This is a genomic window from Sulfurimonas sp. (assembly GCF_032250635.1).
GTDB lineage: Bacteria > Campylobacterota > Campylobacteria > Campylobacterales > Sulfurimonadaceae > Sulfurimonas.
Genome location: NZ_JAVVFL010000001.1, coordinates 10,474 through 25,798, shown reverse-complemented (window position 1 = coordinate 25,798; position 15,325 = coordinate 10,474). Strand labels below are relative to the sequence as shown.

The window sequence follows — 15,325 nt, the reverse complement described above, 5'->3', positions numbered from 1 at the left end:
TCGCAGCATGTTTAAAGATACTTTTATACTTACCGAATGGCTAAAGGAATCCTCGCGCCATTTTAAAAAAACAAAAGAGTTTAGTAAAAAAGTAAGAGAGTACTACAATGGCGATCAACTTGATAGAACCATCAAGCAGATACTCGCAAATCGCGGACAGCCTGAGCAGTACGAAAATAATATTGCAAAACACAACAACGCAATACTTGGATTTAAAAAAGAGAGGCAAATAGATATTCGTCTCTTTGGACGACAGCAAAGAGATAGAGTCGGGGCAGAGATGCTCAATGCGCTGCTCAAAGCAATTACTCAAGTGAGCGACTATGAGGTAGAGATAGATGCGCTTGATGATGAGCTAAGTCTTGAGGGCGTAGCCATTGCAGAGCTTACCATAAATGCAAGCGGAGAATTTGATGAGTTTGGGCGTGAGCATAAAGATATAGAGATAAAGCAAGTGCCATCAAACGAATGTTATCTTGACCCATTTTCCCGCGCGAAAAACTACAATCATGATGCGCGCTATATTCATAGATGTTTTTGGATAGATACAGAGGATTTGCTCGGGCTTGGGTTCGATGAGAAGAAGATAAATGAGGTCACAAACATAAACTATGTTGCGGACATAGTAGAAGATGACATGTGGGCAGATGAGACGATACGCAAAAGAGTTCTGCTTAGTTACACTTGGTATAGAAAATATGACGAGGCTACAAAAAAAGATAAGTTCTACTACTGTTTTTGGAGCGATGTAACGATACTTTTACAAGGAGAGTCTCCTTATGATTTTGATGGATTTCCTTATGAAGTGGAGTTTTTAAGCCGTGATTTCTTAGGCAAAATAAAATACTGGGGATTGTACAGAGACATCATGCCTATACAAGACCACATAAACTATGCAAAGTTACGCTTGCAAAATATGATGGCAAACAACAAGACGCTCATAAACCGTGGAGCGCTGATAGATGGAGACATGGAAGCGTTTAACTCTGAGTATAGTCTTGACAATGCTACAGTTATGGTTGAAGATATTAATGGTGTAAAAGATATTAAGCAAAATGTACAGATACAGCAGATACTAGGCATCATCATTGATGGACGACAGCAGATAAGCGAACTTCTCAACTCAAACAAAGAGATGCTCGGAACCGCAAACAATCGCATGAGTGCAGTCGGGCAAGAGCAGAGAGTCCAAACAGGGCTTGTCGGGCTTAGCCGCTTTATGAATTCTAGTGATAACCTGCAAAAGAAGATCATTAAAAAGAGCGTTAAATTTATAGAGCAGTATTATGATACGCAAAGAGTCGTAAGCATAGTCGATGAAGATTATATACAAGACTACATCACAATGAATGAAGCGATTTTAAACGACAACGGCGGTGTAGAGCTTGAAGTGTTGGCGGATGGAAAAGTAAAACCTATAGTCTCAAATGCTATTAGCGTGGGTAAATATGACTTGATTTTTACAGCAAAGCCAAAGTCAAACTCTATGAGCAGTGAGCGTTTACGCCAAAATGTAGAGCTTCTCAAAGTGCTACAAAGTACCGACCCTGAGCTTGTAAAGTATCTCATACCAGATATACTAAAAGATAGCGACTCTCCATCTGCAAAGAAGATAAGAGAGATAATCGAGCAGAGAGACACGCAGTCTCAAAACTCTCCACAGGCGCAGCAAAACGCACAGCTTCAAGCGGAAAATGAAAAGCTTAATATGATGGTAAAACAGTCACAAGCAAATCTGAACAACACAAAAGCAAAAGCGATGCTTGACAGAAACCAGATAGATTTACAAAAAGCTTTTAGTAATTCTCTCGTTCAAAAAGAGACAGTAAAAGCAAAGCATGACAAAAACCAGCTTGATGCAATGAGGAGGATAGGATAATGGGATGGTATGACAGTTTTCGGGGTAATGCAGCGGGTGTGAATATGAGCGGTGTCGGAAGTGATGCCGGACTTGGCGCGAAAGCTTTTGGCGATGCCTTTGTGAGTATTGGCAAAAACATGGACGATAGAGAGAAGAGAGATGCAACCATCAACGCGCAAAAGTCACAGATGGCTGCTGATGAAGCAAGGCTTAAAACTGAAGCCGCAAAAACAGAACTCTACGGTACACAAAATATAGCAGCACTTGATACAATAGATGAGACAAAACAGACGAGAGAGACAAAGAAGCTCGATGATGCGTTTAGTAACTCATACAGAAGCGTAGACGGTGCTGAAAATCTAAAGCTATTTAAAGACAACTACCGTACTGGGAATGGCTATGGCAATATATCTGATGATGCAGTTAAAGCCGCAGATACACACTTCCAAGGTAAGTTTAACGATGAGGCTAAAAATGTTGCAGTTGGCAAAGAGTATAAAGATTTTAATACTTTTGCAAAAGAGAACGAGCAGCTTATCAAGATGGCAGATGGCAAGACGATAATGGAGCTTGATAAATACTTCACAGACAAAGACACAACGGCGGCAAGCTTAGCGGCGAAAGAGAAAGATGTCAAACATGCAACAGCGCTCTATAAAGCAGAAAGTGCAAATGGAGGAAAACTAAATAAAGACCTCCTTGATCTGCAAAACTCAATAGGCAAAGAGTACGGCGAGTATGATGAAGTTACAGGGCAGTTTACTATCGACCCAGAGCGCAAAGAGGAAGCAGCCTTTGCTCTGGAGAACGGAACAAGCCTTTTAAACAATGGCGTTAAAGACTTGGCGTCTATACGAAAACAGACTAAAGATGCCTACGCAAAAAGAAAAGAAAGCGATGCGCCTAAGACTGCGAAAAGTTGGAAAGATTACGAAAAATAAGTATGATGTTTTAACAACCCACTTAAGCATTTTTTATTTGCTAACATAAGCCTTTATAAAAACAATAAAGGCTTCCCATTGAAACAGATAGACATCTTCTCTGATAAAGATTTTCAATCGCTTGACCTCTCCAAAAAACAGACAATTACTACAAACTACTTCGATACAGAAATGGCAGATGCTGAGTTTTTAGCGCTTGATGCTCAAGAGCAGACACGCATTAAAGAGAACTTTGTAAATGCACAGCTTGACTTTGATGTTAGCGACACCCTTGACAAAGGAGTATCTGCAATAGAGCGCGCGTTTGCTCCTGTATACAAAGAGGATACTGATGTAACCGACCCTGCCCTACATAATGCAGTTGCACCAAACAGAGACGGTTCTCTCCCGATACAGACAAAAGCCGCTACTGCTGAAAAGCCTTTTATGATAGATGCTCTCACATCAGATATCGTGCAAACTGATGATGTAACCGCTACGAGAGAGTTTAAGCCTGCAATGCGAACTGCTGTTGAAATATTTAACGACACACCTGCAAGAATGATTTCGCCTGCTGAGCAAGATGCCCAAACCATAGAGGCAAACAAAAGAACTATCTCTATGGGCGAAAATCAAGACTATGTCAATCCAGAAGCTAGCGAATGGGAGCTTGGCAAAAGAGTCGTAAACCGCGTGAACGAGCTTACTGCAAATGCGATTCAAGGCACATACAATCTACTTGGAAATATAAAGACACCCATGGAGTACCTCGGCATAACCACTGAGGCGCTGGATGCACAAAATAAAAAGCGCGCGGATTGGTTTAAAAATGCAAGTGATAAGCTTAATGATTTCGTGTATGAAAAAAACAAGATGGAACTACACGATGGATCCATAGTTCAAAAGCCTACACATAGCTGGGAAGAGGTAAAAAAAGGATTTAGCAGCGGCGGAGTGTTTGATGTAGATGCTTGGCAAGAGCTAGGCAACTATATTGGAAGCGAGGGTGTGGTAAGCGCTCCTGATATGGCAGAGATGGTAGCGGCAATGCCTCTTTACTATGCAGCGAGACAACAAGAGAGTGCAGAGCACAGAGCAGAAAATAACAACCGCAAAGAGCCAACGGCAAACGATTACCTTATGACTGCACCAACAACCATGGGAAGTATAATCCTTGATAGGCTTGGTCTTAAGGCAACAACGGAAGATGTTGTCAAGAGTGTAGGAAAAGATGCGCTTGATGGTTCGCTCAAAGACGCAATAACTACCGTAGGTAAACAAATGCAAAAAGGATTTGTAGTAGAGGGAACTACTGAATCTCTACAAAATCCTATAGAGAAGTTTGGCGAAGAGGTAGGTACGGAAAAAGGACTAAGCAGTCCAGCAGAGTACGCGGACGATGCTCTTGCCGGATTTGTGGCAGGCTCTGGTGCCGGTGCCGGAATAAGTGGCGCAACCGCTACAGGAACAGAAATATTTAACACTCTATCGCAGGCGAAGCAAGAAAAAGCGCGTGAGGCGTATGTGCAAGATGCTTATAATAAGCAGGTATTGGGCAGTGGGCTAGTTACTACCGTTGACGATGCAGGGTATATAAACTTTTCAAACGATCTGCGTGGTAAAGTAAAAACTATTCAAGATGAGTTTCAAAATTTAGTCATCAATCATCCTGAGCAAGTCGTGCCTGTTGAAGCTGTTGATAGTGTTGAGATGCAAGAGCAGATAGTAGCAGATGCTAAAGCCAATGGCTTAAACGTGAGTGACAATAACGGACTCAACGCAATAGATACAGGCTGGAATGAGCTTAGAGCCGAGTTGTCAAGTAATCCTTTACAAGTGGATGAGGAGTTGAAGCCTAAAGGGTTTGCGGATGCACCAACGGTAGATACGGCACGACTTCAAGAGTTGCAAGAAAAAACGGATGATGAACTTACGCAAGATGAGAAGTTTGAACTTGAGGATTTGAGTGCAAGTGTGAATGAAACAGCAACATCAACTCCCGCACCCGTAATCGAAAAGCCTGTTATCGGAGAGCCTGAGCCGGAGGCGAAAGCGGATGTTAACGACATCAATGTCGTGGAGACAAAAGAGGCGCAAGATACAGAATTTACAGAGCTACAAAATCACCCTCGTTATAAATCGCTTCTTGATATGCGCAAAGATATTTATGCCAAAGATGCGGCAAGTGTAAACAACCTTGTACAGGCTGGTGCAGGAAGAGAACTTGATGGGCATGGCGGTACTGATAAAAATACTTATGACAAGGCGCAGTATGAGCGAAACTACAGAGCAGATTTTCTACTTACCAAGAGTGATATCACAAGACTTGGAAAAGGGGAGATAGACACAGAGTTGCTTGCTAAACTCAAAGCAGACTTGGGAGTGCTTGATAATTCTCCTGAATATGCAGCATCACAGTATGACAATTTTGTACAAGATGAGTATGCGCGCGCGTACGGCATTTTGTCTACTGCCACAAAAACGAAGCAAGGCACTCAAAACTCACTTGCTTTTGAGGGTACGAGAAACGCTCTTTTTGATACAACTGCAAGCACAGAGTATATCGTTCCTGAGTGGGCGAAGGGTATAGTCAATAGTGTGGTAAAATATGAAGATGTTATTACCGCTATCACTAATGCTAAAAATGGCAAGCATAGCGAACTCTCCGACAGAGTTATGGAGCAGCTGCATAGAGCCGGCAGTCCGCACTTAGCAGAGGATATCAAAAGATTTAACGAGCTACAGGCTAACTGGAATTTAAACGAGCTTGAAGAGCAAGAAGCATCAGCTCTTGCAAGACTTTTAGACACATACTTAGAGGAAGAGGAAAATGGAAAATACAACAGAGACCCCGCAGCAAACACAAAAACGGACGCAGGCACTTTACCAACTGAGACAAAAAGCGATACCACTCTACAAGAGCCTACTAGCAAAGGGACATACGCAGGAGAAAGCAAGGGAGCTAACGATAGAGGTGTATCCGGAAGCAGCGATGCTAAAATAATCTTTGACACGACAAAGGTTTATACAACTAAGGGGATTATGAATGAAATTCCTAGTCGTGAGGTATCAAAGAAGCTTCAAAAAGATGTAGCGAAATATGTGCAGCAGTTGCAAAAAGCTCTTGGTGGATGGGAGGTTGCAGTAGATAAAAAAGGCAAACCTCTTTCATATATGGGAGTTAGCAACAACCTTGCTCCTGCTGGTGGCAGTGTTTCGTTTAAACTCTATAAGCCAAATAGTGATATTGGTGTTTATGTCTCGCTTGGTTATGATCTCATAGAAGATGGCATACACGATGCGTACACTATGGGCGATGATATGCGCCTTACTGATGGGCAGCTTTACAGAACTACCAACAAAGCAACGAAAAAAGACGGCAGCAACAGATGGATAAAAAATAGCAAACTAACTTCATCTGAGTTTGTTCGTGATATAATGGATATAGTTGAGAGAGAGGAGAATAGAGGAAATGAGAACAGAGGAAATGACGCAGGCAGTCAAACTGTTGAGCGAACAAATAATACAGCTGGAGTACCAACTTCAAAACAAAACACACTTGACACAAAAACAAATCAAGGAAGTGACAAGTCAGTATCAGAGGGCGATAGACGACCTGACGGACTTGGTACGAATGGAAGCACTCAAGATGAAGTATCCAATGGATATGGCGGAGTGGACGGATACAAAACCGATGGCGGAAATAAACAACCTAAGCAACAGACAACTGATGCAAACAGAGTATTACCAAGATCTGATGAACCAAATAGCACTGAGAGCTATTCACTAGAGGGGAGAACTCCAGTTGAGCTTACAAAAGGTCAACGCAAAAAGTTCAATGACGCTACGCTCGAAATCATAAAAAAACCACTAGAAGAGATTACAGAAGCAGACCGAGAGATACTTCGCCACTATACCGGAGAGGGTGGACTTGGAGAGGCAAACGAAAACTCAGTAAATCAGCACTACACAAACTACGCTACAGTACAATCAATCTACAAAGCCTTAGCAGATGCAGACGTTCCTATGGATAAAATTTTAGAGCCGGCAGTTGGCAGTGGCAACTTTGTTGGGTTTATGCCAAATGCTTCATGGGATGTTGTGGATATAGATACGACAAACATTGAAATCACAAAAAGACTTTATCCTCAAATCAAAAACTTCTTTGCAGACACTTATGAGACCTTTGAGGGCAAGAATTACGACCTTATAGTTTCTAATGTTCCTTTTGCGAGTACAGAGATGCTTATGCGTGAGCATGCTATGACAATCAAACCTGCGTTTAAAGCGATACATAACTTTTACTTTGCTCACTCTATGGATAAAGTAAAAGAGAACGGTGTTATCGCGTTTATGACAAGTACCGGAACAATGGATGGAACAACTACAGCGAGACATCTTAGAAAGTATTTAATGGACAGAGGCGATATCATAGGTGCATTTAGACTTCCCGAGAAGTCACAAGCTAAAAATGCTCATACCGATACCATGATAGATATTATCTTCATCCAAAAACGACCCGAGGGAGTAAAGAGTCGTCAAGAAGATGTGAATAATCAGTTTGTAAACATTGGTAACAAAGACGGTTTTGCTATGAACGAATACCTATTGCAGCATCCTGAGAATTTGCTAGGCGATGAAGTGGTTGTAGCAAACGATAAAACAAAGATGGGCAAAGAGGGCTGGATAGTTCGCGGCGAGCCAAAGTTTGAAAACATCAAGATTAGTTATGAGCCGTATAAAATAGCTAAGAAGACACAAGACGAGCAGCATAGTTTTAAAAACGTAGAAGAAGCTACAGAGTATGCAGCACAAAACAAGATCCCGATGAAGTTGGTAAGCGAAGCTAAACCTCACAGCGAGTTTGCAGATGGGAAAATGGTTTACTACGCGCAGGAGCTTTCATTTAGCGACACTTCTAAAAAAGCTATGTTTGGAGAAGTTCTAAAAGGCGATAACGCACAAAAGGCGCTCTTGCTTGAAAAGATAAAAATGCTTACAGAAGATGGTCTTCGTCTTGAAGACAAAACAATGATAAACACAGCACTTGCGGAGATACAAAACTACAAGCAACGGTTTGAGAAATCTCCTCATAACGACTTAGCACTTAAAAAGTTTATGAAAGAGCACCGCTCCGACATAGCTCTTAAAGAATCTATGAGCTACTTTGATAAAGACTTTACTCCTGCGCCTATCTATGGAGAGCAGACGAGATTTAAAGATAGTGGCGTACTTGAAGTAGATGCAAACTCTCCACTAATAGAGCGTGCACTTTTTTATTCCACTGGCGACACAGCCATAGATACCTCAAAAGAGTATGACTACTTAAGCAAAGAGGATATGCAAGAGTTGGTAAAAAATCGTAGCTATGTTCGCAGCGGAGTAAACGAGATACAGCTTGACTTTATGTACTACAGCGGCAATGTTTACGCAAAACTTGATTCTGTTGAGGGGCTACGCAAATACCATGGACTTAGTATAGACGAATACAACGAGCAGTACATAAAGCTAAAAGCAATAGTTCCTGAGCAGATACCTTTTAAAAATATCACAGTTAAGGGTGGAGAGAGCTGGTTACCTAACGCTGTTCGCGATGCAATAAGCACAGAGAAAAGCGGTGAGCTATTTGTTCGCTCCGATGTGTTTGATGGCGACGGTATGAAAGCAGAGCTTTACAATAGATACCTAAACAAAAAAGCTCTTGCTCCAAAAGGCAAAGACGAGAGCGATCAAGAGAACATCCAAAGGACCATGGAAGCTACAAAGCTTTTGAGCGAGGTTTTAGTTCCACAAGTAATGCAGTATATAGAAAAACAAGGCTTAGCTGAAATACTTACAGACGAGTACAACAGATACTCAAACTTTTATGTCCGTCCTGAGATGACAGGCGTACTACTTCGTGAGCTTCCTAAAACATTTAGAGACAAATCCTTCGCTATGCAATCACATCAACTACAGGGCGCTGAAAAATTGGTGTTTAATAAAAAAGGTGTTTTAGCTTTTGCACCCGGAGGAGGCAAGACAATCACGGCAATAGTTGCAGTTATGAACCTTATAGGTCAAGGCGTTATGAAAAAGCCTCTCTTTGTTGTTCCCGTAAACACAATTGCTCAGTGGGAAAACAGTGTTAAAGAACTTTATCCACATGCCGCAGTGTTTGAATTTCCAAAAGTAAAAAGCGGTGTAAATAAAGGAAATGCAAAAGAGTGGACACAACTAAGCCGTGAAGAAAAAGAGCAGATGGCTTTTGATCTTGCAAACAATCGCTACGACTTCACAATAATTGGCGATACAATGTTCCAAAAGTTTGGGCTACCTAGTGATGTAATGAGTGAGTATGTAGATGATTTGGTTGAGCAGATACAAGCCATAGAGGAAGTTGAGGCAGGCGATACAAAATCAAAGAAAAAAGGCGTATCGGCAGAGGCTAAAAAAAGAGCTTTAAAAAATGGACTTAAACAAGCATACGGTAGTGATGTTGAGTTTGATTTTGCAAAGATGGGCTTTGATGGGTTGATAGCAGATGAAGTGCAATACTATAAAAATATCGGGCTTGGCGGTAAAGATATCAAAGGTGGACTTGGGGCAAGTGTAGTGATGAGCTACTCCGATAAAAATGGAAAAGCACTGACAGCAAAGGATATCCTCGAGGGCGCTGAACCTCATAGCGCGACCCTTGGAAGTATGCGAAGCTATGACTTTAGATTTAAAAGCAAATATGTTTCTCAAAATAATAACGGCAACAATGTCATCTTGCTTACAGGTACGCCAACGCCAAATAAGCCACTGGAGCTTTACACACTTTTACAGCATTTAGACGAGAGCATCCTTTACGAGTATGGTATTGTCTCTTCTAGAGATTTTGTTGATACTTTTTACGATATAGAGGAGCTTGAAACTACAGACTCAGCAGGCAAGATAGTAAAAAGAGAAGCCTTAGCAAGCATGAAAAACCTTGATTGGATGGGCAAGATACTAGATAGATTTGTGGATTACAAAGGCTTTAAAGATATGCCGGAGCTTCCACGACCAAAGCAGGTAGATGTGCAGCACTATCTTAAGCTCTCCAGTGCCGGAGAGAAGATTTTTCAAGACGTGCAGCATAGAATTTTAGCTGCGATGGAAGATGCAAAGAAGATAAAAAGCGGGTTGCTAGACTCTAGCGAAGTTGAGATAGCTCTTGTTGCTATGGGAGCGGGGAGAAGTGCTAGTATTGATTTAAGACTTTATGATGTTGGAACAAAAGGTAAATCTCAATTTACGCCCGATGACCTTTTTGATGTTATAGACAACGATATCGCAACATCTGAAAATAATAAGATACTGAAAACGATAGAGTTGATTACAAATCAATACAAAGAAAATAGCAATAGTGGGCAGATCATCTTCTTGGATAGACTCTCTGTAAAAAACAGCGACGGGAGTGTTACATCCACGCACGCTGAGACACGAGAGAAAATCTTAGCAACTGGCTTGTTTGATGAGAAAGAGGTTGTCTTTGTGAATGGTGCCGCTTTTGTAAATCCTACGACAGGCAAAGTCTCAAAGAGTTCCATAAAACCTGATATGCTAAATAAAATTATGGACATGTATAACAATGGCGACATAAAAGTAATTATTGGAAATACAAGCAAGCTTGGTGTTGGTGTTGACCTAAACAGAAAAACAACTGATATCTACCAGCTTGATATTCCTTTCCGCCCCGATGAGATAGAGCAGCGCTCTAACCGTGGCGTGCGTCAAGGGAATGAAAATACAGAAGTGCGCGTACACCAATTTTTTCAACTTGGAACTTTTGACAAAAGAAGTTATGACATTGTTATGAAAAAAAGAGGGTTTAACGATATGTATAAGTTCTCTGAAAATGAGGACTTAGTTGTGGTGGATGGTGTTTCCATAATAGACAACTCAAACACTACCGACCCGTATCAAGCGGTTATAGATTTAGAGCGTGACCCATTTGAGAGAGAGAGACTTAGAAAACAGAGAGTCATAGAAAATGCTGTTGTAGACGCGAACAATCTCAAAAATATCATCACTAAGCTTGATGCAGATATAAAAACAAAACAAGGCTCAATAAAAAACTACAGCGATGCAATAAAAGGGGCAGATGAAAACCTTATGCCTCAAAATTTTCCAAAGTATGAGGGCATCAAGGATGAAGCAGAGAAAAAAGAGAAGTTAGATAAGCATATTCAAGGCTTAGTTGAGAGAAAAGCAAAGTATGAAAATACTATTCAAGGTATAGAAGTAGAAATTGCCGAGATAGAAGCTAAGGCAAATGAGCGCAAAGAGCAAAAAGCATCACACGAGGCAGAGACGAAGTTTATTACTGATGAGTTTACGAATGATGGGAAAAATGTAAGCATAGATAAAATCAAAACAGCCTACACGCTTGAGCAGATTTTAAAGAGCGAGGGCAAGAGCGCAGCGGAGATAGAGAGTTACTTGGCAGACAGAGAGCCGGAGACTATCTCTTACTCTAAAAAGCCTACGCCTAAAGAGCAGAAGCAGATAGAAGAGACAAACTTTTATGCGCGTGCGAATGGGTATGATGAAGCCGGCATCAACTATGTTCCAAACTATTCAGTGAGCGGTATTCCTTCTCGCCCTTTGAGTGATACGATCACGCTTAACAAAAGAGAAGTAAAACTCCCTGCGGCAGATAAGCCAATCAATGCTGATAGTTTACGTATCTATGTAAGCGATATAATAGGCAATAGACTTTATGACGGTAAGATAAAAGGTAAAAGCGCCCTCGGCATATATAAAAGAAAAGACAGCTCAATTCGTCTTAAAAACTATAGCGATGTTGAAATAATGGCGCATGAGATGGCTCACTATTTAGACTTCTTTCACAATAACAAAAGCAAGGATGCAAAAGATAGTTTCTTTAGAAGTATCATCCTAAAAAATAAAGAGGAAGTAAAAGCGCTTAGCTACACCACAGACCCTAAAAAAGTCATAAACGAGGGTTTTGCTGAGTTCGTTCGTTTGTGGCTTACAAACTACAATACACTTACTCTAGTCGCGCCAAATATGGTAAAAGATTTTGAAGCGCGTTTAGCAAAAGATAAAAACCTCCAAGCAAAAATGGAGATGCTACAAATAGGGATGCACCAGTTTTACTATCAAGGAGCCGCTGCAACACTAAGAAGCAAGCAAGGAGGAGAGCTTAATTCTACTGCAAAGAAGATACAGAGAAGTCAAGCGGAGATAAGTAAGGACATCAGACAAGCGGCAATAGATAAAGTTCATAGCATTAAGCGCATAGAAGCGGCAATCCGTGGCGATGTTGCAACAGATGCGATTGAAAGTCCTTATAAGATACTTCAACTAGCAGAACACGCAAGCTCTTTGATGCACACAGCTATGCACTTTGGCGTACCTAGCGTTAAAGCTAACGGAGATATCACTTATAGTGGCAAAGCTCTTAACGATATTTTTGCTCCTGCAACTAAAGTATCTGAGGAGCGAGTGAGACTTCTATCTGATTATCTTGTCGCGATGAGAGCTTCGGAGCTTAAAGGGCAAGGAAGAGAGAACCTCATAACAGAGCAAGAGATAGACGCTGGACTCTTACTCGCGCAGAAGTATCCTGAATTTGAGACAATCTTCAATGAGTATCAAGAGTTTAACGATGCGATGCTTGACTTTTATGTTGGCATGAACCTAATCACTCCTGAGCAAAAAGCGAATTTTCAAGAGATGAACAAAAACTATGTACCTTTTCATAGAGTTACAGAGAGCGTGCAAAACGGAGCAGTTCCTCCGGCAAAGATAGGTCAAAGACTTACCGGAGGCACACACTCTTTAGGTAACATCATGGAGAATATCATTGGTGGAATCGAGAGCAACATCAAACAAGCTTTAATTTCCCGTGGGAAATCGGTATTTTTCAAAATGCTAGATGATAGCGATATGGGTGGAGTGTTTGCAACAAAAGTAAGCGCAGAAAATAAACTTGTAAAATCTGACATAGCGCAGCAAGCGAAAAAAGTGGCACAACTTATGGCGCAACTTGGAATCACTGTTGCAAAAGACGGAATGATACTTAGCGGAGATATCAATGCCGACATCATTATAGATGTAAATGAGATAGAGCAGAACTTGATTGACAATCCATCCGCTTTAGAGTTTTGGACGCATGGGCATAAGCCTACTTCTCAAACAGGGTATATAGAGACTGTAATCATCAACGGCAAAAAGATTTACTTTGAAGTTCATGATGCTGCTCTTGTAGATAGTCTTACATCTTTTGGATCTGCAAACTATAACGAGCTTGTTCAATACTTGATGAGTGCTAAAAATGTAATGACTTGGAACATTACAAACAATCCTCTATTTTACGGCACAAACTTTGTAAGAGACACAGTAAGTGCTTCTGTTCTCTCTAAGAACAAGTTTATTCCGGTTGTGACATCTGTACGCGGCATGTACCATTTTGTCATGAAAACAGATGTCTATAAAAACTTTATGGCAAGCGGCGGCGGCTATGGAACAAGAAGAACTACTCTAGGCGGAGATGTGGATGCTATGGGTATGCTAGAGGTAAATAGAGGGTTTGAGGTAATAAACAAGCTTCTATCCGCAATGGCGTATGGTGCTGATACATTTGAGTACGGAACTAGAATAGGAGAGTTTTTACTTGCTACAAACTCTGGCAAGAGTAATATGCAGGCAGCATTTGAGGGTAACGAGGTCAGTACAGACTTTACTATTAAAGGAAGCAACAGAACGTGGACTGGCTTCTTAGCAACCGTTCCGTTTATGAAAGCTGGTATCAACGGTATGGATAAAACTGCAAGACGCATATTCTCTCTCAATGGAGAAATGAAATTATCCAATGCAGTAAAATTTAAAAATCAACTAGGAGAGCTGCAAGCGCACAAACTAAGACTCTACGCAGCTGGAGGGCTTATCTCTGTTATAACTCTTGCACTATGGTCGGCAAACAGAGACGATGAGCGCTATAAAAAACTCACTCGCGATAGTAAGCTTATGTACTGGCATTTCTTCATAGGTGATCAGCACATCAAGATACCTCGCCCTTACGATATTGGTTTTGCGTTTGCTACTATGCCAGAGATTGTCGCAGATGGAATTTACACAAAGCATGGCAAAGAGGCAGCAGCGGATTTTGTCTGGGGAATAAAGACTATGTTTAGCATAGGAGACGTAAGTGGTTTATTTCAACCTATACTTGAAGATATGACAAACAAGAACTGGACAGGTGGAGACATTGTTCCAAGTTACTTGGAAAACATTGATGACAAGAGTGACCAATACATGAACTTCACGCCGCTTCTTTATAAAAAGGCAGGCGAGCTTACTGGTGCAAGTCCAATTCTGATGCAGCATTATATTGATGGCTACCTAGGGCTTACTGCGAAGATGGTAGAGGAAACTACGGAAAATATGTTGTGGAATGAAAAAGATTGGGGAGCAAGACCGTTTGCAAGAAATGCTTTAGAGTTTTTAACATACCGCTTTAGAGGCAAGGAGGTTGAAACGCGCACAGCTTACAGCGAGAAATATTATGAACTTATGCGAAAGGCTGGCGGAGTTAAAGCAAGCTTTGAGGCAAAAAAGAAAAAAGCTTTTATAGATGGTGGGAAAAATATTACTGAGTACATGAGTGCTGATGAGAAAAAAGCATACGTTCAAGTTAGTAGATTGATGGCAAGATATGCAAGCAAGCTTACTAATATAAAAAATAGGGTTGAGCATATCACTTATGATAAGAAACTTAGCAAGGCAGAGAAAGAGAAGCGCATCAACGCTGCTTATGAGAAAAGAACAGAGATTTTTAAAGGCGTAAGCGAGACGCTAGAAAAAGAGCTTAAAAAGTTTGAGGGGAAATAGATGGCACATGATTTAGAGATTCGTTTTAGATGTAGGGCTTTGTTTGAGGTTATGGACAAGTCTCTTACGGACATAAGCAAAGATGAGGCGGTAAGCGTCTCTACTTTGAGCGATTGGAAAAATGACGATAGAGATGAGTACGGTGGAATTTGGCTACAAGGCTCAAAAGCTAACAAAGTTGCTCTCACTGCAAAGAAGCTACGAGAGGAGTTAGAAGCGACCTCCGTGTATGACGAGATGAAAAACAAACTCAATAAATACTATGGAGTGAGTAAGAAAGGCGACCTTGAAGTAGATGGTATCTTAGATATCGGAAGCGATAATGCAGAACTTCAAGCGCGTATAGAAACGGACATGACACTTCTCGCGAGTGTACAAGCTGACTACTTTGATGCACAGCTCTTTAAAAACTCTATGCTCTCCAGCATTGTTTTGTCTAACCAAGTTAAAAAAGATATCACAAGGGTTAAGCAAGCGGACATCAAAGCAAGTAGTGAGATACATAAACTAGCAAAAGAAGCAAGGTTTGGAAAAAGTCCGGATACTGTTATCTTTAATGCGAATGGAAATTATAGTGCTGAGGAATTGAACTCTATGACTGTTGAGCAGTTAGAGCAGCTGATGAAAGCAGAACATAAAAAAGCTATTGATATGCAAACTGCGGAAAATGTTTCATAAA

The 15,325-nt window shown here is 41.0% G+C and carries 4 protein-coding genes; all 4 read left to right on the top strand.

Going from position 1 to position 15,325, the window contains the following annotated elements; genetic code table 11:
* Positions 1 to 7 precede the first annotated feature (7 nt).
* The 4 genes from RQ763_RS00075 to RQ763_RS00060 all read left to right on the top strand — a co-directional run bounded on the left by RQ763_RS00075 (position 8) and on the right by RQ763_RS00060 (position 15,324).
* Positions 8 to 1,879: a hypothetical protein gene (locus tag RQ763_RS00075; protein ID WP_314150315.1), complete on the top strand. Its 1,872-nt coding sequence runs from the start codon at positions 8 to 10 to the stop codon at positions 1,877 to 1,879.
* Positions 1,879 to 2,802, top strand: coding sequence for a hypothetical protein (locus RQ763_RS00070; RefSeq protein WP_314150314.1), 924 nt, complete (start codon positions 1,879 to 1,881; stop codon positions 2,800 to 2,802). Before RQ763_RS00075 ends, RQ763_RS00070 begins: the two co-directional genes overlap by 1 nt.
* A 78-nt stretch (positions 2,803 to 2,880) precedes the next feature.
* A complete protein-coding gene (locus RQ763_RS00065) occupies positions 2,881 to 14,646 on the top strand; it encodes an LPD38 domain-containing protein (RefSeq protein WP_314150313.1) in 11,766 nt (3,921 codons plus the stop codon).
* Complete coding sequence (locus tag RQ763_RS00060; protein ID WP_314150311.1) at positions 14,647 to 15,324, top strand: hypothetical protein; 678 nt, start codon at positions 14,647 to 14,649, stop codon at positions 15,322 to 15,324. It abuts the gene before it with no gap.
* The last annotated feature ends 1 nt before the right edge of the window (position 15,325 follow it).

What these genes read in the sequence shown, in the direction of transcription:
- RQ763_RS00075 (WP_314150315.1), top strand. Translation starts at nt 8, where the DNA reads ATGTTTAAAGATACTTTTATACTTACCGAATGGCTAAAGGAATCCTCG.
- RQ763_RS00070 (WP_314150314.1), top strand. Translation starts at nt 1,879, where the DNA reads ATGGGATGGTATGACAGTTTTCGGGGTAATGCAGCGGGTGTGAATATG.
- RQ763_RS00060 (WP_314150311.1), top strand. Translation starts at nt 14,647, where the DNA reads ATGGCACATGATTTAGAGATTCGTTTTAGATGTAGGGCTTTGTTTGAG.